Annotated in this window: 20 protein-coding genes; 11 read left to right on the top strand and 9 right to left on the bottom strand. The window is 32.6% G+C overall.

What is annotated here, in order from left to right:
* The first annotated feature begins 42 nt into the window (after positions 1–42).
* From G314FT_RS05760 to G314FT_RS05740, 5 genes are all read left to right on the top strand, one after another.
* The gene (locus G314FT_RS05760) at positions 43–231 is read left to right on the top strand and encodes a hypothetical protein (RefSeq protein ID WP_117973095.1); all 189 of its coding nucleotides are present in this window, start codon (positions 43–45) and stop codon (positions 229–231) included.
* Between the two features lie 57 nt (positions 232–288).
* Positions 289–1,323, top strand: a complete 1,035-nt coding sequence (locus G314FT_RS05755) for a M42 family metallopeptidase (protein ID WP_423837489.1) — start codon at positions 289–291, stop codon at positions 1,321–1,323.
* Between the two features lie 359 nt (positions 1,324–1,682).
* The gene (locus G314FT_RS05750; protein ID WP_257699391.1) at positions 1,683–2,303 is read left to right on the top strand and encodes a 50S ribosomal protein L25/general stress protein Ctc; all 621 of its coding nucleotides are present in this window, start codon (positions 1,683–1,685) and stop codon (positions 2,301–2,303) included.
* Positions 2,304–2,458: 155 nt separating this feature from the next.
* Complete coding sequence (locus G314FT_RS05745; protein WP_257699390.1) at positions 2,459–3,637, top strand: hydroxymethylglutaryl-CoA synthase; 1,179 nt, start codon at positions 2,459–2,461, stop codon at positions 3,635–3,637.
* Positions 3,638–3,649: 12 nt separating this feature from the next.
* A complete protein-coding gene (locus G314FT_RS05740) occupies positions 3,650–4,924 on the top strand; it encodes a hydroxymethylglutaryl-CoA reductase, degradative (protein ID WP_257699388.1) in 1,275 nt (424 codons plus the stop codon).
* Positions 4,925–4,963: 39 nt separating this feature from the next.
* On the opposite strand, the gene G314FT_RS05735 is transcribed toward G314FT_RS05740, so the two are convergent.
* The 3 genes from G314FT_RS05735 to G314FT_RS05725 all read right to left on the bottom strand — a co-directional run bounded on the left by G314FT_RS05735 (position 4,964) and on the right by G314FT_RS05725 (position 9,876).
* Positions 4,964–6,745 (bottom strand): oleate hydratase, encoded by a 1,782-nt coding sequence (locus G314FT_RS05735; RefSeq protein ID WP_257699386.1) that lies wholly within the window; start codon positions 6,743–6,745, stop codon positions 4,964–4,966.
* A 129-nt stretch (positions 6,746–6,874) separates the two neighbouring features.
* Positions 6,875–7,654: a sulfite exporter TauE/SafE family protein gene (locus G314FT_RS05730; protein WP_257699384.1), complete on the bottom strand. Its 780-nt coding sequence runs from the start codon at positions 7,652–7,654 to the stop codon at positions 6,875–6,877.
* A 68-nt stretch (positions 7,655–7,722) separates the two neighbouring features.
* Positions 7,723–9,876, bottom strand: coding sequence for a HelD family protein (locus tag G314FT_RS05725; protein ID WP_257699382.1), 2,154 nt, complete (start codon positions 9,874–9,876; stop codon positions 7,723–7,725).
* A gap of 344 nt (positions 9,877–10,220) precedes the next feature.
* Here G314FT_RS05725 and G314FT_RS05720 point away from each other — a divergent pair, with 344 nt between their 5' ends.
* From G314FT_RS05720 to G314FT_RS05710, 3 genes are all read left to right on the top strand, one after another.
* Positions 10,221–10,856, top strand: a complete 636-nt coding sequence (locus G314FT_RS05720) for a GntR family transcriptional regulator (protein WP_257699380.1) — start codon at positions 10,221–10,223, stop codon at positions 10,854–10,856.
* A gap of 139 nt (positions 10,857–10,995) precedes the next feature.
* Entirely contained in the window at positions 10,996–12,213 is a 1,218-nt protein-coding gene (locus G314FT_RS05715) for a quaternary amine ABC transporter ATP-binding protein (RefSeq protein WP_257699379.1), read from the top strand.
* Positions 12,206–13,927 carry an ABC transporter permease/substrate binding protein gene (locus G314FT_RS05710; RefSeq protein ID WP_257699376.1) on the top strand — a complete coding sequence of 574 codons (1,722 nt, stop codon included), beginning with the start codon at positions 12,206–12,208 and terminating at the stop codon, positions 13,925–13,927. Before G314FT_RS05715 ends, G314FT_RS05710 begins: the two co-directional genes overlap by 8 nt.
* A 38-nt stretch (positions 13,928–13,965) precedes the next feature.
* Here G314FT_RS05710 and G314FT_RS05705 read toward each other — a convergent pair whose 3' ends face one another.
* The 4 genes from G314FT_RS05705 to ahpC all read right to left on the bottom strand — a co-directional run bounded on the left by G314FT_RS05705 (position 13,966) and on the right by ahpC (position 17,336).
* The gene (locus G314FT_RS05705; RefSeq protein ID WP_257699374.1) at positions 13,966–14,787 is read right to left on the bottom strand and encodes a DUF1129 domain-containing protein; all 822 of its coding nucleotides are present in this window, start codon (positions 14,785–14,787) and stop codon (positions 13,966–13,968) included.
* A 4-nt stretch (positions 14,788–14,791) separates the two neighbouring features.
* Positions 14,792–15,112 (bottom strand): PadR family transcriptional regulator, encoded by a 321-nt coding sequence (locus G314FT_RS05700; RefSeq protein ID WP_257699372.1) that lies wholly within the window; start codon positions 15,110–15,112, stop codon positions 14,792–14,794.
* Between the two features lie 123 nt (positions 15,113–15,235).
* Positions 15,236–16,762, bottom strand: coding sequence for an alkyl hydroperoxide reductase subunit F (gene ahpF / locus G314FT_RS05695; RefSeq protein ID WP_257699371.1), 1,527 nt, complete (start codon positions 16,760–16,762; stop codon positions 15,236–15,238).
* Between the two features lie 10 nt (positions 16,763–16,772).
* The gene (ahpC, locus tag G314FT_RS05690) at positions 16,773–17,336 is read right to left on the bottom strand and encodes an alkyl hydroperoxide reductase subunit C (protein WP_257699369.1); all 564 of its coding nucleotides are present in this window, start codon (positions 17,334–17,336) and stop codon (positions 16,773–16,775) included.
* 260 nt (positions 17,337–17,596) lie between these two features.
* Between ahpC and G314FT_RS05685 the strand changes: the two genes are divergently transcribed.
* On the top strand, positions 17,597–18,190 hold the full coding sequence (locus G314FT_RS05685) for an HAD hydrolase-like protein (protein ID WP_257699367.1): 594 nt from the start codon (positions 17,597–17,599) through the stop codon (positions 18,188–18,190).
* Positions 18,174–19,163 (top strand): aldose epimerase family protein, encoded by a 990-nt coding sequence (locus G314FT_RS05680; protein ID WP_257699365.1) that lies wholly within the window; start codon positions 18,174–18,176, stop codon positions 19,161–19,163. Before G314FT_RS05685 ends, G314FT_RS05680 begins: the two co-directional genes overlap by 17 nt.
* Positions 19,164–19,186: 23 nt before the next feature.
* Here G314FT_RS05680 and G314FT_RS05675 read toward each other — a convergent pair whose 3' ends face one another.
* Both G314FT_RS05675 and G314FT_RS05670 read right to left on the bottom strand, forming a co-directional pair.
* A complete protein-coding gene (locus tag G314FT_RS05675) occupies positions 19,187–20,047 on the bottom strand; it encodes an ROK family protein (protein WP_257699364.1) in 861 nt (286 codons plus the stop codon).
* Positions 20,048–20,056: 9 nt separating this feature from the next.
* Entirely contained in the window at positions 20,057–21,430 is a 1,374-nt protein-coding gene (locus tag G314FT_RS05670) for a glycoside hydrolase family 1 protein (RefSeq protein WP_257699363.1), read from the bottom strand.
* 350 nt (positions 21,431–21,780) lie between these two features.
* Here G314FT_RS05670 and G314FT_RS05665 point away from each other — a divergent pair, with 350 nt between their 5' ends.
* Complete coding sequence (locus tag G314FT_RS05665; protein WP_257699362.1) at positions 21,781–23,115, top strand: FAD-dependent oxidoreductase; 1,335 nt, start codon at positions 21,781–21,783, stop codon at positions 23,113–23,115.
* Positions 23,116–23,132 lie beyond the last annotated feature (17 nt).

Raw genomic sequence — 23,132 nt, 5'->3', positions numbered from 1 at the left:
ATAAGAACATACGTTCTATCGAATAGTTTAAGGAGTGGTTTTATGTTTGCTATTAGAAGATATGCTCTAATTTTAATTGTCTTAATTATTGGTGTCATTTTAGGTAACATGGGATTAGATGTTGCATTAATTATATTGACCCCACTTGTATTATTGTGGTTAATGCTTTGGGATGAAAAAAGTTATCGTCGCTCTCAACAAAAACATAACCATCTATCCTATAAAAAATAAGCATTGCTTTTTATGAATGATTCATCTACCCTTAATTAAAAAGAAAGGATGAGTCATTTGTATAAAGATACTATTGAATTAACAAAGGAATTAACTAATATTCCTTCTCCAACAGGAGATACTAAAAAAATTATTGCATTTATTAGTAACCTATTAAATAAATCTGGTTATAAGCCTTGTATTAATAATAAAGGAAGTTTAATAATCACTGTTCCTGGAACAAATCAAGAGAAACAACGATTTATTACTGCACATATTGATACTTTAGGAGCTATGGTGCGTGCGATTAAACCAGATGGCCGATTAAAACTTGATCTAATTGGTGGTTTTAATTTTAATGCTATCGAGGGCGAATATTGTACGATCCATACTCAAGAAAATAAAGACTATACTGGTACCATTTTAATGCATCAAACTAGTGTTCATGTCTATAAAGATGCTGGTACCGCTAAACGTGATCAGCAAAATATGGAAGTCAGAATTGATGAAAAAGTTTCTTCTAAAGAAGAAACTGAAAAATTAGGTATCCAAGTTGGAGATTTTATTAGTTTTGATCCAAGAACTATTATTACATCTTCAGGTTTCATAAAATCTCGTCATCTAGATGATAAAGTTAGTGCAGCTATTTTAATTAATTTTTTAATAAACCTTAAAAAAACAGGTGAAACACTTCCTTATACAACCCACTTCTTCTTTTCAAATAATGAAGAAATTGGGTATGGTGGAAATTCAAATATTGATTCTCAAGTTGTTGAATATGTTGCGGTTGATATGGGTGCCATGGGAGACGATCAACAAACAGATGAATACACTGTATCAATCTGTGTCAAAGATGCTAGTGGACCTTATCATTTAGGACTTCGGAATCATTTTGTTTCCCTATGTAAAGAAAAAAATATTCCTTATCAATTAGATATTTATCCTTATTATGGAAGTGACGCTTCAGCTGCTATGAGAGCTGGTGCAGATGTCAAACATGGATTGATAGGAGCTGGTATCGAATCTAGTCATGCTTATGAAAGAACACATAAAGATTCAATTGAATCTACTGAACAGTTGGTAAAAGAATATTTGTTTAGTTCTTTATCATAATAAAAAAACAAACTCAATGAGTTTGTTTTTTTATTTAAAACTATATTGCTTGACCTTTTCTGCTTTTCGTCGTATGGTTAGTTCATAAGCTTATATTATAGTGTGGTTTAAAACCATGATGAGCAGGCAATATATGGATTGCTTAAGTCCTTAGTCACCATATTTAACTTATTAATTAATATTTAATTATTAAGATTGCCTCAAAAGGTATAATATAGTCTTATCGTTCGTTATTGATAAGTTTAACACTCTTATCAATATCACCTAGATTAATCGATTAGCTCATCACAACGATTACATCTACATGAACTAAATAACGAACTAATTAAGATGTTATATTCTAAAGGAGGAAATTATTTATGTCAGTAGTGTTAAAAGTAGAAGAAAGAGCAACTAGACCAAGATCTATCAGAAGAAAACTTAGAGAAGAAGGTCGTGTACCCGGTGCTGTGAATGGTAACGGAATACAAAATCTATCAATTTCTGTTGATGCACGTCAACTTGAAAAAGATATTCGTGAAAATGGATTAAATGCCGTTTATGTATTAGATTTAAACGGTAAAAAAATAAGTACATTATTACACACTTACGAATTAGATACATTTACTAAATCATGGATTCATGTAGAATTCTTAGCAGTAGATATGTCTCAAGAAACTGAAGTTGAAGCAGAATTATCACTTGTTGGTACTCCTAAAGGGGTTAAAGCTGGTGGTGTTCTTGAACAAAACTTATACAGTGTTATTGTATCAGCTACTCCAGATAAATTACCAGAACGTGTTGAAGTAAACATTGAAGATTTAGAAATTGGAGATTCTTTAGTAGTTGCTGATATTCCTAAACATGATGAGTTTACAATCATTACAGATGCAGAAGAACAAATTTGTGCCGTAGTTGAAATGGCTGCTCCTGTTGAAGATGAAGCTAACGATATTGCTGCAGAACCTGAATTAGTTAATGCTAAACCTGAAGAAGCTTAATTAGAAAATACACTAAACAGAACTCTTTTTAAGAGTTCTGTTTTTTTATACTTTAAGAGATTACTAAAATCACTGAAGAAGTTCCACTCTTTATCTCTTTCTATGATAGAATACTTATGAATTACTCTTATTCTAAAAGAAAGTAGGTTAAATGTATGGTTGGTATAGATAAAATAAATTTTTACACCCCAAACACATATATTAAATTAGAAGAACTAGCAAATTATCGTGGGGTAGATCCTGATAAATTTACTATAGGCATTGGACAATCAAAAATGTCTGTTCCTCCTATAAGTCAAGATACAGTCAGCATGGCTGCAAATGCCGCCTATCCTCTACTTACGAAAAATGATTTAAATAACATAGATTTAATTGTTGTTGGAACTGAAACAGGTGTCGATGAATCAAAATCAGTTGCTTCATTTATTCATCAACTGCTAGACATCCATCCTTTTGCAAAATCAGTTGATTTAAAACAGGCTTGCTATGGTGCGACAGCTGGTTTAATGATGGCTGTTGATTTTGTTAGACTACATCCTGATAAAAAAGCATTAGTAATCGGATCAGATATTTCAAGATATGGACTAAATAGTTCTGGCGAAGTTACACAAGGAGCTGGTGCTATTGCAATGATTATCAGCTCTTCACCTAGTATTTTAGAAATTGAGGAAGTATCCGTTTCTATGACAAAAAGTATTTTTGATTTTTGGCGACCAAATTATTCTAAAACAGCAATCGTCGATGGTAAATTTTCAAATGAAGCCTACATTTCTTTTTTCAGTGAGCTATGGCATGAATACAAGAATCGTACCGCTCGGTCATTTGAAGATTTTTCTGCGTTTTGTTTTCATTTACCTTATACAAAAATGGGTAAAAAAGCACTTATGCCCTTGCTTGATGCAGAAGCACCTAACAATAAAGACTTACTGTTAGAACATTACCAACTTAGCACTACCTACTCTCGTGATATTGGAAATATTTATACTGGTTCTCTTTATCTAAGCCTAATGTCTTTACTAGAATCAACTTTATCATCACTTAAAGAAAATCAGCGTATTGGTTTCTTTAGTTATGGTAGTGGTGCTGTCGCTGAAATTTTTTCTGGTAAACTTGTTCCAGGTTTCAAAGATGCTCTGTTAACCAAACAACATGACACACTATTAAATGATAGAATTTCTTTATCTATTGATAGCTATACAGACATGTTTAATGATGAGTTAGCCATTGATTCTGAAGGAAACCATTTATTTAAACAAGACAAAACAGATAATGGCGTTTTCTTCTTTAAAGGTGTTGAAAATCATCAGCGTTTATATGGGAAAAATAAAGAATAAGGAGAATCTTTAGTGGACAAATCATTTGATAAATTTTATAAAAAAACACGAGATGAACGATTAGCAACTTTATTAAATGCACAGCTCTTAAGTCAAGAAGATTATTCTTTGTTTAAAAAAAATATGCCATTAGATGAAGATGTTGCTAATTCTCTAATAGAAAATCAGTTGACTCAATTTCCTATACCTTTAGGAGTAGCACTAAATTTTATCATTGATGGAAAAGAAAAAACCGTCCCCATGGTAGTTGAAGAGCCTTCTGTTATCGCTGCTTGTAGTTATGCTGCTAAAATGACTCGTCCAAATGGCTTTGAAACATCTATCACAAGTTACTTAAAAAGAGGGCAAATTATTTTCACCGGTGTTGAAAATCTTGAAACTGCTCAAAAAATGCTACTATCACATTTAGAAGAAATTAAAAAAGTCGCTAATCTCTCTCACCCTTCCATCGTGAAACGTGGTGGTGGCTTACAGAACATTGAATGCTCAATATTTAAAGATGAAAATGACGAAACTTTTTTCACTGTCTATCTACTGATTAATGTTGGAAATGCTATGGGAGCTAATATTATCAACACGATATTAGAAGGCGTCACACCTTTTATCTCAGAATTAATTGATGGAGAAGCTCTAATGTCTATTTTAAGTAACTATAATACCGAATCATTGGTCACTGCAACATGCTCGATTCCTTTTAGTCACTTGGATAGTAAAACGACAAACGGAAAAGAAATTGCTCACCGGATTGTACAAGCTACTAGATATGCTAATCTTGATACGTATCGTGCAGTCACACATAATAAAGGCATTATGAATGGGATTGATTCTGTTGTCATCGCAACTGGAAATGACCCACGTGCTGTATCTGCCGCTGCTCATGCTTATGCTTGTCGTAATGGACGTTACCAAAGTATGGCAGATTGGCACGTAAACGATGATTCTCTTATTGGTGAATTAACGTTACCTGTGTCTATCGGGACTGTCGGGGGGGCAATCTCTGTCCTTCCTATGGCTAAAGCTAATCTTGATATGTTGGGTATTACAGATTCACAAGAACTGGCTAGAGTGATAGTATCAGTTGGTTTAGCACAGAATTTGGCTGCCTTAAAAGCTCTTGTTAGTGACGGCATCCAAAAAGGACATATGAAACTACATGCTAGTTCTCTTGCTATCCAAGTTGGGGCTGTTGGGGATGAAATAGAACAGGTCACTGAAAAATTAAGACAAGCATCTCACATGAATACTCAAACTGCTACAGATATTTTAAAGCAACTAAGAGAAATATAGAAAAAGCAACTCCAAATTAAAACGGAGTTGCTTTTTTATTTATAATAAATGGTTATCTTTTAATAGCTCTTCGACAAATGTACCTTGAATTTTTTTAAGTTCATGTTTTTCAACTTTGCTCATTAACCAAGGAACTTTTATTTCAGGGAGAGTTTTCTTATCTGTTAAGTAATAAGTCGCACGAAGTAACGTACGGATGTCAAATGCTGAAGCAAACACTTCTGGTACTCCTCTATCCACATCCATTAATTCATACACAGCTTCCATTGCTGTTCTAACAGAATACTCTGTCGTAAAGACTGTGTCTCGTTTAGTTTCTGCGAAATTCCCAATGAATGCTAAATTCTTAGACCCATTTGGTACAACTAATGGTCTATCCCCATTTGCTCTTGGCATAAAGTAAGACGTAATAAATGGCATATAAGTTGGGACCACATTGACAGAATTTTTAGCTAAATCATCAATTTTTTCAACGGGTACCCCAATATGATACAACCATTCTTTCGCTATTTCTTCACCAGTACATGAAGTAATTGGTTTTTTTACATAATTTCCATCTTTGTTTGAACACAATGCATAAAACCAGATAACTAACTCATCTTTAGGTTGTTTTTTAAAGTGTGGTTGACGATTAATAGTGTAACTTTGACGCCAATTTGAATCTTCAGAATACACAATCCCACCTGTTACAACTCGACCTGAATAAGGATCTCTTTTACTGATATTTTCAAGATATGGTGCTATTTTTTTATCTAATGTTGTGATTGTAGCAGACACTACCCAGCTCTCACTTGGTAAATTTTCACAGAATTTTTCTGGATGACCAAACTCGTCACATTGTTCTGCTAATTTTTTCCATAGATTCCAACTACCTCCAAGATCTTCTTTACTTGGAATTGGTGCTGGTGTTGTTTGTGTACCATATGTTGAACTTTCAGTGATTGAACCATTTGTTACAAACACTAAATCGTCTTCTTTTAACTCAATTGTTTGTTCTTTCCCATCTACGATCAATTCTAATTTTTCAGCTATTTTTTGATTGTTAGCACAATTCACAATGATATTATCAACTTTTGTATTGTATTGGACTGTCACACCTTGCTCAGTTAAATAGTCAACTAATGGCATCACTAGAGACTCATACTGATTGTATTTGGTGAATTTCAATGCACTAAAATCCGCTAAGCCATCAATATGATGAACAAAACGCATTAAATAGCGTCGCATTTCCATTGCTGAATGCCAGTTTTCAAAAGCAAACATTGTACACCAGTATTTCCAAAAGTTTGAGTCAAAAAATTCTTGTGAAAAGACTTCATCAATTCTTTTATCTTGTAAATCATCTTCCTTAGTTAAACACAGTGAGATAATTTCTTTAAGCCCTTTTTCAGTCAATGTGAATTTTCCATCGGTATCTGATTGAACACCTTGACTATGAATCAAGCGACATTCTGATGAGTTTGGGTCTTCTTTATTTAACCAATAAAATTCATCTAATACTGAGGCATTTTCTACCTCTAACGATGGAACTGAACGATATAAATCCCATAAACATTCAAAGTGATTTTCCATCTCACGACCGCCACGTATAACAAAGCCATAATGATCTTTGTCAATCCCATCAAGAGATCCACCTGGAAGTGGTAACTCTTCTAAAATCGTAATTTTATTACCTGGTAATTGAGCATCTCTGATTAAAAAAGCTGCTGCAGATAATGAGGCTAATCCTGATCCTACTAAATAGACAGCTGAAATGTTATCTGTTCTTTCTGGTTTCTTTGGTCGAGCAAACGCTTCATAATTTCCATTACTTGTATACATTATCATAACCCCCAGTGTTATAAAACTTCTTTATAAGAGTTATTCTAACGCACATACAAGTCCACAAACTTTTATTTAATGCATTTCAACTGACAAAAAAGAACAATTATATGATAAAGGTTAATTTTTTTATAAAAACAATTTATAAGCATTATAACAATTGACAAGAAGGACACCAATTATCACAAATTGATAAATTGTCGTCACTTTTTCTGATGATACGCTTTGACTTAAATAAGCACCTAAAAATCCACCAATAATTCCAGCTGGTATAATATAAATTAACAAGTTTAAATCAAAGTGTGAAAAACCTGTACTAAATTGAATAGTTACTATTTTGGATAACTGAGAAAATAGAATAGTCACAATTGAGTACACTGTGGCATTTTTTATCGGAATACCAAATAACAACATTAACATAGCAACATTTAAAGGTCCGCCACCTATTCCCAAAAAACTAGCAATGGCTCCTAAAAATAACCCACATATTAAAATTGTGAATACTCCCGTGAAATGCTGTCCTTTCCACTGATTTTTACTATATAAATATGAAAATATCAATGTTGCCATAATAAGAATAATTTGTATCAGTGAAACTATCTTTTCTGATGACAAGAGACTAACTAATTTATCTAACCCTAAACTTCCAAGAATACCTCCTAAGACAGAGCCAAATGATAACCATAGAGCAAACGACCAATTTATTTTAATTCCATTTTGTGCTTGCCTGATTGTTGAGACAATCGACATACTTAAAACAGCTACCGTTGAGTAAAATGAAATACTTAAAATGTCATGAAATCCTAATGTATCAAATAAAGGTTTTATAATCACTCCCCCACCCATACCAGATATAGCACCAATACTATTGGCAAAGATGATAATAAAAAAATAAATCCAGCCCACCATTTATTTTTCCTCCTCAAAAAAGACTACTTACTTCCCAGTCTAGTGGGAAAAAAGTAGCCTGTCTATCTTTATTTTTCTAAATAAGCCAATAAAGGTGTTAATGATTTTTCATAGCCAATAAATAAATGATTCATCGCGCGAGAGAAAGCAGTATATAATATTTTTTGATCTCGAATAGTGGTAAAATGAGCCGCCGAAGCATTTAATAATAATACATTATCAAATTCTAGCCCTTTCGCTAGATTAATACTAGTGACATGAACCTGTGTTTCTTCATCAAAGAATGTTTCTATGATCTCTTTTTCATGCTCTGTTTTCACTAATACCGTCAATTTTTCACCATCTAACTGACTCAATACGTTAGCCACTACTTCTTTAATCTCTGATGGTTGATTATATTTGATTAATTGCGGTGCAACTCCTTGTGGACGAATTGGGACAATCGTCGCATTTTTTGATAGTGACAATTCATTAAACGCTTTAGTAATCGCTCCTGTAGAACGGTAACTCGTTAACAATTGATAGGTTGTTACCTCTTTATCATCAACTGAAAAAAGTGTCTTAATTTGTTTAAAAGGTGTACTAGTGTTAAAAATAGCTTGGTTTTCGTCTCCTACCATGGTGAAGTCGCTTTTTGGAAAAAGCAATAATAAAAACTGGAGTTGCGCTGGTGTATAATCTTGCACCTCGTCTACCAAAACAAATCGCATATTTGGCATAGTTAATCTTTCCACATAAAAGTGCTTAATAGTTAATAATACAATAGCCTCATCCAATGTAATTGGTGACATTTGTCTTTTATATATACTCCCTGAAAATCCTTCAAATAATTCATGAAATAAGACCTCTTGATTTAACCAACGATAGCGATTAATTTGCTGTGTCACTTTTTTATATTTTTTTCGTAACAATTGTTCTGCATAACGTGTTAAACTTTTTTCTGAATCGTCTTGAATCAGGTGACCAAAATATTTTTCTTGTTGATCTTCTGTCAACGAAATAACTTGATCATGAATTTTTTTAGTACGAGATTGTTGAATGAGTCGCTGATTCCATCCACTCAATAACCTCTGCTTTACTCCTTGTATTCTATCTACATGTGGACTATTTTGTGGTGTTTCATCAAACAATTGTCTAATCTGTTCCTTTGAAATAATATCCTTATCTCGATACATAATATCTTTGAATAAGCGATCTTTCTTAAATTCATGGTACACATTATTCTTTATATAATGGATAAATTGATCATCTCTTAAATAGGTTGTTTCTTTTGAAACCGATTCTTTTGAGATACGTTTAAAATACGTTTCTTCTGATTCGATTTGTCTCCCCATATAATTTTGAGCAAATTGTAGTAATGTCATATTTCTTGGATTTTTTTCACCTAATGATGGCAAAACATCTGATACATATTGTATAAATGCTTTGTTTGGAGACAGTATCAACACATCATCAGAGGTAATTTCATCTTGCATATTATATAGTAAGTACGCGATCCGTTGCATGATAGCTGATGTTTTCCCACTACCAGCTACTCCATTAACTAACATATAAGGCGTACTTGTGTCACGAATAATCACATTTTGTTCTTTTTGAATAGTAGCAGTGATATCTTGCATTTTTTGTGTATCATCTTTAGCTAAAGCACTTAACAATACATCATCTTGAATAGAAACCATCGTATCAAAATACGTTAACAATTTATCTTTTTCTATCACAAACTGACGTCTTTCTTCAATAGATGTTTCAATCGTATTTCCTCTTACTTGATAAGATGATGAACCTAACTCATTATTATAAAACAATTCTGCAATAGGAGAACGCCAATCATAAATCAAATTATCATTATTTTCATCAGAAAAGCCATGCATGCCTATATAAAATGACTCTGGTTCTTCTTCATCTAAAAAATCAACTTTTATCTTCCCAAAGTAAGGTTTTTCTAACAAACGTTCAACTTTATCTAAAGTTATTTCTCCATTTCTTATTTTTATATTATATTGATCAATTTCGCGATTTTTCATTTCAATTTGAGAAAAACTATCTAATTTATCCGATATACCATCAACATTTAGCTTAATATCTTCCGTAATTTTACTCATCATACTCTGACCAGAATGCTTTGTCTCTTCTAACCATTCACTTAATGTTTTTTGAGTATGCAGTAATTGTTGATAGGTCATTTTTAAATATTTTTCTTCTTGTCTTTTTTGTTCAGACATACTTTTTTCATTCCTTTCACTTGGAACTTCACTATTAAAGAATAACCATATCATCATTTTTTTTGTTTAACAAGATAAAGAAATTTCTCTCACTTAAAAAGAAAGAAACATTCATTAAAAATGACAACATTATGATTAAATTATTATATCAGAACGCTATCTCATTCTATAGTAGACACATGATTTTAATTAATTTATCCAACATATACAAAGAATACATTTGCTTAACAAAGAAAAGAATTTATATGGCTATTTAAGTAAATTTACTTTCTTACTACTTTTGCTTTTTTATTCTATTTTTAGTACGATAGCCCTAATAGTTCACTCAGAAAGGATCGAAATATATGGCAAGACATAAAAAAATCATTTTACCAAAATACCAACAGGTTGCAATTGAAATTGCTGAACGAATTGACTCAAATTATTATAAAGTTGGAGATAAAGTACATGCTAGATCAACACTAGCAAATACATTTAGCGTCTCTCCTGAAACAGCTAGAAAAGCAGTTAATATTTTAGTTGATGTCGGGATTATGGAGGCAAAACATGGCAGTGGTGTTATTGTTGCGTCAAAAGATAAAGCTACCTCTTTCTTATCTCAATATAAAGATGTCCAAAATATTGAAGAGATTAAACAAGATTTATTAACACACATTCAAAAACAAAAGAAAGAATTGGATGAATTGACTGATTTAGCAAATTTACTTGTTTCTCAAACAAAAAAAATCAATCATGCCAATCCACTTCTTCCATCTGAGCTACTTTTAACAAAAGAAGCAAAGTATCTCAATCAAACCATCAAAGACTTAAATCTATGGCAAGAAACATCCGCAACAGTTGTCGCTATATTACATGACCAACAGCTTCTCATATCACCTGGTCCATATGCAAAAATAACTGCTGGTGACATTTTATATTTCATCGGAGATGAATTTTCAAAACAACGTCTCTCAAATTTTTTTTATCCATCTGAATCCTAGTTATATCAAGCCTTATTATCATTTCATTTTCAGAAAATATGATAATAAGGCTTTTTTACCTTTGACAAAGTGACCATTCTATTATAATATTATGTGGTCACTTTCGTTAGAGAGAGAATTTATATAAAGGAGATTTATAATGACTAAAGTAAAAGTTGAAAATTTAACCAAAATATTTGGTAAAAAACAACAACAACAGGTTGCTTTACAAATGGTAAAAGAAAAAAAATCTAAAACAGATATTGTCAAAGAAACTGGGGCAACTGTTGGTGTATATGATGTTAATTTTGATGTCAAAGAAGGCGAAATTTTCGTTATCATGGGGCTTTCTGGTAGTGGAAAGTCAACCTTAATTCGTCTAATCAATCGAATTATTGAACCAACTTCTGGTGATATTTATATTGACGGACAAGATATTGCCAAACTTGATAAGGAAGAATTAAGAGAAGTTCGTCGTCATAAAATGAGCATGGTATTCCAAAACTTTGGACTGTTTCCTCATCGTACTATTTTAGAAAATACAGAATATGGTTTAGAAATTCGTGGTGTTGAAAAAGAAGAACGACAACAACGTGCCGAAAAAGCATTAGAAAATTCTGGTTTACTTACTTTTAAAGATCAATACCCTGATCAATTATCTGGCGGAATGCAACAACGTGTAGGATTAGCACGTGCCTTAGCAAATGATCCAGAGATTTTATTAATGGACGAAGCCTTTTCAGCTCTTGATCCATTAATTCGTCGTGAAATGCAAGATGAGTTAATTGAATTGCAAGATAAAGTGAAAAAAACCATCATCTTTATCACCCATGATTTAAATGAAGCTTTAAGAATTGGTGATAGAATTGCTTTAATGAAAGATGGTCAAATTATGCAAATTGGTACTGGTGAAGAAATCCTAACAAATCCAGCTAATGATTATGTCCGTGAATTCGTTGAAGATGTTGACCGCTCAAAAGTCTTAACAGCACAAAATATCATGGTGCCTGCAATAACAACTAATCTTGATATTGACGGACCAAACGTTGCCTTACAACGTATGAGAAGTGAAGAAGTCAGTATGTTAGTTGCTGTAAATAAAAAACGTGAATTACTTGGAACAATTACAGCAGATGCTGCTGCAGAGGCTAGAAAAAACAAACAAACACTACATGATGTCTTAGATAAAAATATTATTACAGTGGAAAAAGATATGCTAATTAGTGATATCTTCCCTCTCATCTATGATTCTCCAACACCACTAGCTGTTGTTGACAATGAAGATAACGATCGCTTGTTAGGTGTTGTGATTCGAGGAAGCGTGATTGAAGCACTAGCTGAAACAACTGATGAAAATGAGGTGATGGATAATGAATAGTATACTTATGAATGCTTTACCAGTTGCAGACTGGGTAGAAAATATCACAGATTGGTTTACAAATACCTTTTCAGGATTATTTGCTTTAATTGAAAATCTAGGGAAACAAGTAATGGGAGGCATGACAAATTTATTAACTGCCATTCCACCACTGATTTTCATTATCTTAATGACTGCTCTAGCTTTCTATATTTCGGATAAGAAAAAAGGGCTAACTGTTTTCACATTCCTTGGTCTATTGTTTATTTTAAACCAAGGTCTCTGGGCTGATTTAATGAATACAGTGACACTAGTTTTGATTTCAAGTGTTCTCTCTATTATTATTGGTGTGCCGCTTGGAATTTTAATGGCTAAAAGTGATAAAGCTCAAGCCATTTTAACTCCTATCTTAGACTTTATGCAGACAATGCCTGGTTTTGTTTACTTAATTCCAGCTGTTGCATTCTTTGGTATTGGGATGGTTCCAGGGGTTTTTGCGTCAGTTATCTTCGCATTACCACCAACTGTTCGTTTCACGAATTTAGGTATTCGCCAAGTACCAGAGGAATTAGTCGAAGCGGCCGATTCATTTGGTAGTACAGGGAAGCAAAAATTATTTAAATTAGAATTGCCACTAGCAAAAAGTACTATTTTAGCCGGTATTAATCAAACAACGATGCTTGCTCTATCAATGGTTGTTATTGCATCAATGATTGGTGCTCCTGGTTTAGGTCGTGGCGTATTATCTGCTTTACAAAGAGCTCAAGTTGGGAATGGATTCGTTAATGGTTTAGCTTTAGTTATTTTAGCGATTATCATCGATCGATTCACACAATATGTTAATAAACCACGTGCTAAAAAAGCAAAAGCCACAAATCCTAAGCAGAAAAAAGTAACAATTATTGCAGCTGTTGCAGTTTTAGTTGCTGCCATTGGGTCATCTATGTTCCTATCTTCAAATAAATCAAGTGATAAAAAAATTAACTTGGCTTATGTTGAATGGGATTCAGAAGTTGCCTCAACACATGTATTAGCAGAAGTATTGAAACGTCAAGGATTTGACGTTGAAACAACGCCACTAGATAATGCTATTATGTGGGAATCTGTTGCAACAGGAAAAGCTGATGCTAGTGTGTCTGCTTGGTTGCCTAGCACTCATAAAGCTCAAGCTGATCAATATAAAGACAAAATCGATATTCTTGGTCCAAATTTAGACGGAGCAAAAGTTGGTTTAGTTGTTCCTAGTTATATGGATGTTTCTTCTATTGAAGATTTATCAAACCAAGCTGATAAAACTATCACAGGAATTGAACCTGGAGCTGGAGTCGTAACAGCTGCTAATAATACAATTAAAGCTTATCCAAACTTAAATGATTGGAAAGTTGAGACATCTTCTTCTGGAGCAATGGTAGTTGCTCTTGATCAAGCGATCAAAAATAAAGAACCAATTATTATTACAGGTTGGACTCCTCATTGGATGTTCTCTAAATATGATTTAAAATATTTAGAAGATCCTAAAGAAGCGATGGGTGCTCCTGAACAAATCAATACATTTACTCGTTTAGGGTTGAAAGATGATTCGCCAGAAGCTTATAAAATCCTAAAAAACTTCAACTGGACAACCGAAGACATGGGTAAAGTCATGTTAGCAATTAATGAAGGTGAAAGCCCTGAAGTAGCTGCTAAAGAATGGGTTGATAATAATCAAGATAAAGTAAATAGTTGGTTAAAATAGAACAACAAAAAAACTCGCCAAATTTATGGCGAGTTTTTTTATTTATCCTCATTTAAAATAGCTTTTTGAGAAAATCTAGCTGTTAAAAAACTACTTAATAATATCACTATGATACTTCCTATCATGACAGGCTCTGATTCAAACCATTTTTGTGTCTGTGGCAATCTACTTACTGTAGTAAAAAAAGTAATTCCCCATCCAAAAATTAAATAACTATAATAAGGCTTGTTTTTTCTCTTGATAATATAATATGACACAACTATCATTATTAACACTATAACAACCATCGATACATATAAGGGAACTGGAAGAGATAAAAACTTATTGCCTATCATAACAGAACCAATGAAGCCTACTGTTAATAATCCGCCAATAACAAAAGTACCGATATATTCTAGAATTTTTGATTGCTTACTGACTTTAAACGTCATTTTTTCCAAATATTTAAATACACTAAACACTAATAATATACTCAGTAATCCATTCAATATAATTGTCAAAATATTTATTGAAGGATTTTTTTGTGTGAGAGTACTAAATAATGAAAAACCTGAACTAATTCCAAATACCATATAAAATATAGACAACTTTTTACTTAAAGGTACTTGTGGCATCTCTTTAAATAATTCGTCTAAATATTGTTTAGGCTTTCTACCAAAATAATCTTCAGCCGAAATACCTGATTCTTGTGCATCGATTAAGTCATACAACATATTTAATAATACCGTTTCGATTAGCTCATCATCTCCAAATAATCCTTTAAACCGTGTGTATAATAATATTTTTTCATAATATTTTTTATTTTCAGGTGTTAATTTATCCCTTAACTCATTATTCTTTTCAATCATTTTTTCTATCATTAACTTATCCCCTTTTTAGTATGACATTCACAATATCACTGAGATTTTCCCATTGATCATTAAACTCGTCTAGTCTGCTTACTCCATATTCAGTGAGTGAATAATATTTACGATTAGGACCATCTGGTGAGGCCCTTAATTCTCCAGAAATCATGTTTTGTTTTTCTAATTTTTGTAGTAAAGGATACACTGTTCCCGCACTTAAATCAGTAAACCCAAATTGAATTAATTGTTGAACTAACTCATAGCCATAGGTCGTGTTTTCTTTCAATACTGATAACACACAGCCTTCTAATATTCCCTTTAATAATTGCGTTTGTTTCATTTGCTCCTCCACTAGTATGTTATACCAACTACTAAAAATAGTATATCATAGTCCAGCTACTATGTAAAACATAATAGCAGATACAAAAAACTGATTTCACAATAGAAATCAGTTTTATTTGCTTTATTGACGAATTAAATAATCAAACGCTCCTAAAGCAGCGGTTGCTCCACTCCCCATTGAAATAACTATTTGCTTATAGGCACTGTTTGTGCAATCTCCTGCAGCAAATATTCCTGGTATATTAGTCATACCATGATCATCAACGATAATTTCACCACGATTTGTAGTATCAATCATTTCTGGTAACCATTCAGTATTAGGGATTAATCCAATTAAAATAAAGACTCCCTTAACATCTAAACGATGTTCTTCTTTTGTTACAACATCTTCATAAACCAGTGACTCTACACTATCGGTTCCTTCGATTGATTTTGTGGCAGCATTCGTTATTACCGTAACATTGGGTAATGAATATAATTTATCTTGTAATACTTTATCGGCTTTTAACTCAGGTAAAAATTCTAAAACATACACATGTTTTCCCATGCCTGCTAAATCAATTGCCGCTTCAATACCAGAATTTCCTCCACCAATAACTGCAATGTCTTTTCCAGCAAAAAGCGGTCCATCACAATGAGGGCAATAGGCAATCCCTTTATTTTTAAATTCTTTTTCACCAGGTACGTTGATGTTTCGCCATCTAGCACCAGTTGAGATAACCAATGATTTTGTTTTTATCACTGCGCCACTTTTCAGAGATACTTCGACAAACTCATTTTTTTGAATGTCAGTTGCTTGTTGATTTTTCATGATATCTACATTGTATTGATTAACATGTTCTTCCACTTTATTCATCAGTTGTGGACCTTCTATATAAGGAGTTCCGATGACATTTTCAATGCCTAATGTATCCATCACTTGTCCACCAAATGTATCAACTACCATTCCTGTACGAATACCTTTTCTTGCTGCGTAAATGGCAGCTGCTCCACCGGCAGGACCCCCACCAATAACAAGCACATCGTACGAATTTTCTTGATCAATATCACTGATATCAACACTACCAAGAATTTTTTCTAAAATAGTACTTAATTCCATACGTCCACTTGAGAATTCTTCATCATTTAGAAAAACAGTAGGTACAGCCATGACTTTTTTATCATCAACTTCGTCTTGATACATACCGCCTTCAATCATCGTGTGAGAAATGTTTGGATTAACAACACTCATAATGTTTAGTGCTTGAACCACATCTGGACAATTATGGCAAGTTAGACTCACAAACGTTTCAAATGATAATGGTTGATCTATTTTTTTGATGGTTTTAATGACAGATTCTTCTACTTTAGGTGCTCGCCCACTAACTTGTAATAAAGCCAATATAAAAGAAGAAAATTCATGTCCTAGCGGAAGTCCAGCAAACGATATACCACTTGTTTGACCGGGGTGATTGACTTCAAAACTTGGCGTTCTTTTCAGGCTACTTTCTACAAGAGTTAGACGTGGCGATAATTCACAAACACTAGTCAAAAATTCTCGTACTTTATTAGATGACTCACTCTCATCTAAACTAGCTTTAAACTCAATATCTGATTCAAGTAATTCTAAATACTGTTTTAATTGTACTTTTGTTTCATTATCTAACATGTTTTTCTCCTTATATTTTTCCAACTAAATCAAAACTTGGTTTTAATGTTTCACCATTTTCTTTCCATTTAGCAGGACATACTTCTCCCGGATTTTCTCTAACATATTGAGCTGCACGAATTTTATCTACTAAGATACTTGCTTCACGACCTATACCATCAGCATTAATTTCAATGGTTTGAACCACACCATCAGGATCAATAATAAATGTACCACGTTGTGCTGCCCCTGCCGCTTCATCTAATACATCAAATTGACGTGAAATAACATGTGAGGGATCTCCGATCATAATATATTCAATTTTACCAATAGCATCAGATGTATCATGCCATGCTTTGTGCGTAAAATGTGTATCTGTTGAACAAGAATAAACTTCTACCCCTAAACTTTTTAATGTTGCATATTGGTCTTGTAAATCTTCAAGTTCTGTAGGACAAACAAATGTAAAATCAGCTGGATAAAAACACAAAATACTCCATTTCCCTTTAAAATCCTCATTAGAAACAGAAATAAATTCTCCCTTATGGTAAGCTTGTGCTTTAAACTCTTCAACTTCTTTTCCAATTAATGACATAATAATACCCTCCATTTAATTTTTGATTCTAGATTAACTAAAACCTTATTTATAATAATTATAATCTAAGGATATATACAAGTCAAATATAACCTAAAACAACTGACTGTCAATATCAAACAATACATATAATACATAAAACATAATTATAGTTAATCTAATTATCCTTTTACTATCCAAGTGACAATTGTCTTTTTTTTCGTTAAAATAGCTATTATAATAGTAAGTTTTACAACTATATGATAAAGAGGTGCTAACAAGTGTTTTCTACTGTCACACTCGCATTAGATGGTATCATCACAGATACGACACATATTCACTATGAAAGCTTTTTATACGCTTTTAATTTTTTTAATATTTTTTTGCCAGATAATCTATCTTATGAGGAACAAATTATTTTTAGAAAAAATGATTGGTTACACTCACTTTTATATTTAAATATAAATCAAAAAGAGGACATTATTAAAAAGAAAAATGACTATTATTCAACTTGTTTAACTAAACTTAATTTTGAAGACCTTTATCCAGGAATTGAAAATTTGTTTAATGAGATGGAACATTTATCGATTAAAATAAATTGTTATTCAAACAATCCTCTTGCAAAAGACGTATTAAAAAAATTGGGTCTAAATTATGAAACCAATATTCTTACTTTAGATGATTTAAGCAATCAATCTAGTGATATCATGATAGTCGATCATAAAACTGACTTAAACCATAACTCTTCTCTGCTACTTTTTTTAACACAAGACTACTCTAATAACAAAAGAGTACACTGCATTCAAAATACAGAAGAGATTACAATGGATTATTTAAAAAAATTTGGGAGGAACAAAGATGAATTATACTATTAAACATGATGAAGCGACGGATATTCATTATGTCACAGTATCCGTAAAAGATCATACTGTAACGTTTGTTGACTTTGGAGCTCGAATTCAAGAATGGATTATTCCTGATAAACAAGGAAAAAAAGAAAATATCCTACTTTCTCCAGATACACCACAAGAAATACTAACTGACACAGCTCAATTTGGAGCACTTGTAGGACCTGTTGCCGGACGAATCAAAAATGGTATATGGAACCATAAACAATTTGAAAAAAATAATGGAAATCATCATTTACACGGTGGGAGTAACGGTTGGTGGCATCAATTTTGGTTGTTTGATGTTGAAGTAGCAAAAGATTCAATCACTGTTCATTTTATGTTAAAGGATACCTTAACTGACTACCCTGGACCAATTTATGTCAAAAATTCTTATAAAGTAACAAGTGATTCGATTGAAATGACAACAAGTGTTCATTCAGATAGTAATACTATTGTTAATCCAACAAATCATATTTATTTTAATTTAAACGGTCAAGCAAAAAAAGACATTACAAATCATATGCTACAAATCCAATCAGATAAACGCTTAGAAACTGACCATGAAAGTATCCCAACAGGACAGCTACTAAATGTTGATAATAGCGGTTATGATTTTAGAAACCCACGATTATTAAGTCACGCTTTAAGAGAGCTTTCACTTGGTCTTGATGATGCTTTTTTATTACAAGATAATCAACCACAAATTATATTAAGTGAGCCAAGTAACGGAAGAACCATTAGCATCTCTTCTAATCGTCAAGCTGTCGTTATTTTTTCCACAACAGGTTTTGAAATGAATCAATCTGTTTCTGGCAAAAAAATGCGTTCTGAATTAGGGATTGCCATTGAAACACAGGAGCTTCCAGATATCGTTAATCACCCAAACTTAGGAAGCATTGATTTAGAAAAGCAACAAATTAAAACATGGAAAACAACATACGCGTTTTCTGTTATATAAAAAAACCACTCTATGTGGTTTTTTTATATAGTATTTAGATAATTTGTCGCAGCGCCAATTAAATTGGCATCATTTCTAAATTGACATGCTGCTATTTGCGGCATAATATTTGGTAAATGAACACTTGCTAGATTATGATACAATCGTTTTTCAAGTTCATCAATTACTTCTTTACGTTCAGAAATACCACCGCCAATAATAATCATTTCTGGATCAAGTGCAACCTGTAAATCATAAAGTATTTGTGCAATATTTTCATACATAGTGTCTAATAATGCTAAGACTAATGAGTCTTTCTTCTTTGCTAATTCAAATAATTGTTTTCCATCCACTTTTTCACCAGTTTTTTTATAGTAAGCTTCTGCTACTCGGACTATTGTTCCTGTTTCACTTAATATCTGATTAGTATGATTTTTCATCAATCCGAATTCTCCACCAAATAAATGGGATCCTTTATACAACGAGCCATTGATAAATACAGCTCCACCTACACCTGTTCCCAAAACAACAAATAAAGCATTTTCTATATCTTTTCCTACGCCTAAACTCATTTCTGCGATTCCTGCACAATTTGCATCGTTTTCAATTCTAACAGGTAGACGAAATGCCTTCTCAAAAATATCAAAAATAGAACAATTATGCAGGTATTTCACTGCGCTAATCCCTTCAATCTTTCTTGTACTGGCATTTACAGCACCAGGTGCACTAATGGCAATTCCTTCTATATCAACAGGATAGTGATTTATTACTTTTTTCATATTTATTACTAAATCATCCAATGTTTTAGATGTTATAAATTTAGATTGGTAAGATAATTGATCATTTTCCCATAATCCACATTTTACAGCTGTACCTCCTATATCAAATACGGCTAAATTTGTCATGTCATCACCTCAAAATCCATTACTTTTTGATAATTCTTTAAACCATAGCCCACTTTTCTTCAATGAACGTTTATAATTGTTTTCTAAATCAATACGATAAAAACCATAACGATTTTTATAACCATTTAGCCATGACCAACAATCTACAAATGTCCATGTATGATAACCAAAACAATTGCTACCTTCTTCAATTCCTCGATGTAGGTATTCTAAATGCTCTTTCATAAACTCAATTCGATAATCATCTATTATCATACCAGATTCATCCATGAAACGCTCTTCATCTGCGACTCCCATCCCATTTTCTGATACATACCAAGGAATATTGCCATAATCGTCTTTCATCATTATAGCCACATCATACATCGCTTCTGGATAAATTTCCCATCCACGATAAGGGTTAACCCTCTTCTCAGGCCAATCGTACGACTCATAAAAATTTGTTGGGAAAATCGCTGGGTGTCGAATTTCTCTAGGTGCTTGAACTCTCATTGGTTGATAATAATTTATCCCAATAAAATCAACAAGGTTACGAGAAATAACTTTTTTATCATCTGGTAAACTATCTGGAGTTAAATCATTTTCTAATAATAATTCACTTAATTCAGCTGGAATAATTCCTAATACACATGGATCTAAAAAACTTTTTATTATTAATAAATCTGCTTTTCTTTTTGCTTCTTGATCTTGTTTTCTATCACTTTTAGCATATGTAGGTGTCACGTTTAATACAATACCAATTCTTCCATTATTTTGAGTATCACGAAATGCTTTAACTGCATAAACATGTGCCATCAGTGTATGAAAGCCAACCTGAATCGCTTTTTTAAAATCAACAATAGCTGGGTAATGATAACCATATAAATACCCACATTCAATATGAACGAGTGGTTCATTGAATGTTACCCAATCACTCACCAAATCACCAAATAACTCAAAGGCTGTTTTAGCATAAAAATGAAATGCTTCGACTGATTCCCTTGTCTCCCAACCACCTTTTTCCATTAGCCACCAAGGCATATCAAAATGAAACAAATTAACGATTGGATGAATCCCTTCATCTAACATTTTTTGAAAGTAATCTCGATAAAACATCACAGCTTCTTGATTAATCTTTTTCCCATCCGGTAGCAATCTTGCCCATGAAATAGAGGTACGATAAGAATTTAATCCAATCTCTTTCATTCGTTTAATATCATTAATGTATTCCTCATACACATTAGACGTGTTTTCTGGTCCTTCATTTGCATGAAATTTCTCAGGATTTAACTCAAACCATTTATCCCACGTTGTCGCACTTTTTCCATTACCTAATGAATGCCCTTCTGTTTGAGGTGCTGATGCTGCTGATCCCCATAAAAAATTAGCTGGAAATTTTAACATGATACCCACTCCTTATCTCATTATCTTTACTATCCATTATAAAATAAGATATATCTTTTATAAAGTAAAACATTAAAAAAAATATTTGATATATCATATAATATTGTGAATTTTTTATAAAAAAAGAGAATAGACATCTTTTTTAATACCTGTTCATTCATGTTACATAACTAACTCTATATAAAACAAAACACTTGATATTTAATGAGCATGAAATTTTATTAACACCCCTTTTTATACTTTGTCATTCACAAGCATAATGTTATACATTGATTTTACTTTCTGTTATATTTTGCACATGTCACATATAGATATATTTGTGATAAATCATACATATAAGGATGGATACAATGAAAGTTGTTGTTATAGGATGTACTCATGCAGGGACATCAGCAGTAAAAAGTATTTTAAAAGAATCACCAGAAGCAGAAGTGATTGTCTATGAAAGAAACGATAATGTGTCGTTCCTATCATGTGGAATCGCACTCTATGTTGGTGGCGTTGTCAAAAATGCGCAAGACTTATTCTACTCAAATCCTGAGGAGCTAGCTTCTCTAGGTGCTACAGTAAACATGGAGCATAATGTGACATCCATCGATACTGAACTTAAACAAGTGACAGCTGTCAACTTGAAAACAAATGAAACAAGCATTACGTCATATGATAAATTAGTAATGACGACAGGATCATGGCCTATTGTCCCTCCTATTCCAGGAATTAAAGCCAATAATATTTTATTATGTAAAAATTATAATCAAGCAAATAAAATCATCGACTCTGCTAAAGATGCCAAAAAAATCGTTGTTGTGGGTGGTGGATATATAGGTATTGAACTAGTTGAAGCGTTTGTCGAATCAGGTAAAGAAGTCACCTTGATAGATGGGCTGGAGCGTATTTTAAATAAATATTTAGATAAACCTTTTACAGATAAACTAGAACAAGAATTACTTAGTCAAGGGGTCACACTGGCATTAGGAGAAAATGTTGCACGCTTTGAGTCTGATGAGCAATCTAATGTGAAAAAAGTACATACGGCTTCTAAATCTTTTGATGCAGACATGGTGATTCTTTGTGTTGGATTTAAACCTTCGACAGAATTATTAGGTGATCAAGTGGATAAACTACCTAATGGTGCAATTAAAGTGAACGAGTATATGCAAACAAGTCAGCCAGATATTTTTGCTGCAGGTGATAGTGCAATTGTTCACTATAACCCAACACAGTCAGATAACTATATTCCTTTAGCAACAAACGCTGTGAGACAAGGTTTATTAGTTGGAAAAAACATTAAAAAACCAACCCTAGCTTATCGAGGCACTCAAGGAACATCAGGTTTGTATTTATTTGGTTGGAAAATTGGGTCTACTGGTTTAACAATAGAAAATGCTTTGACTCAAGGGATTAATGCTGATATGGCATATTTAGAAGATAACTACCGTCCAGAATTCATGCCTACAACAGAAAAAGTTATGATGCAACTGGTATTTGATAAAGATACTAAGCGTATATTAGGTGGTCAATTAATGTCTAAATATGATATCACTCAGTCAGCTAACACATTGTCTTTAGCCGTTCAAAATGAGATGACAGTTGAAGATTTAGCATTATCAGACTTCTTCTTCCAACCTCATTTTGATCGTCCGTGGAACTATTTAAATTTATTAGCACAAGCAGCAATGGATTAAATTTTCTACTATTATAT

It is taken from the genome of Vagococcus luciliae (assembly GCF_024637875.1).
GTDB lineage: Bacteria > Bacillota > Bacilli > Lactobacillales > Vagococcaceae > Vagococcus > Vagococcus luciliae.
Note: the sequence above shows the minus strand (reverse complement) of the source record. Positions and strands in the feature narration are given on the sequence as shown.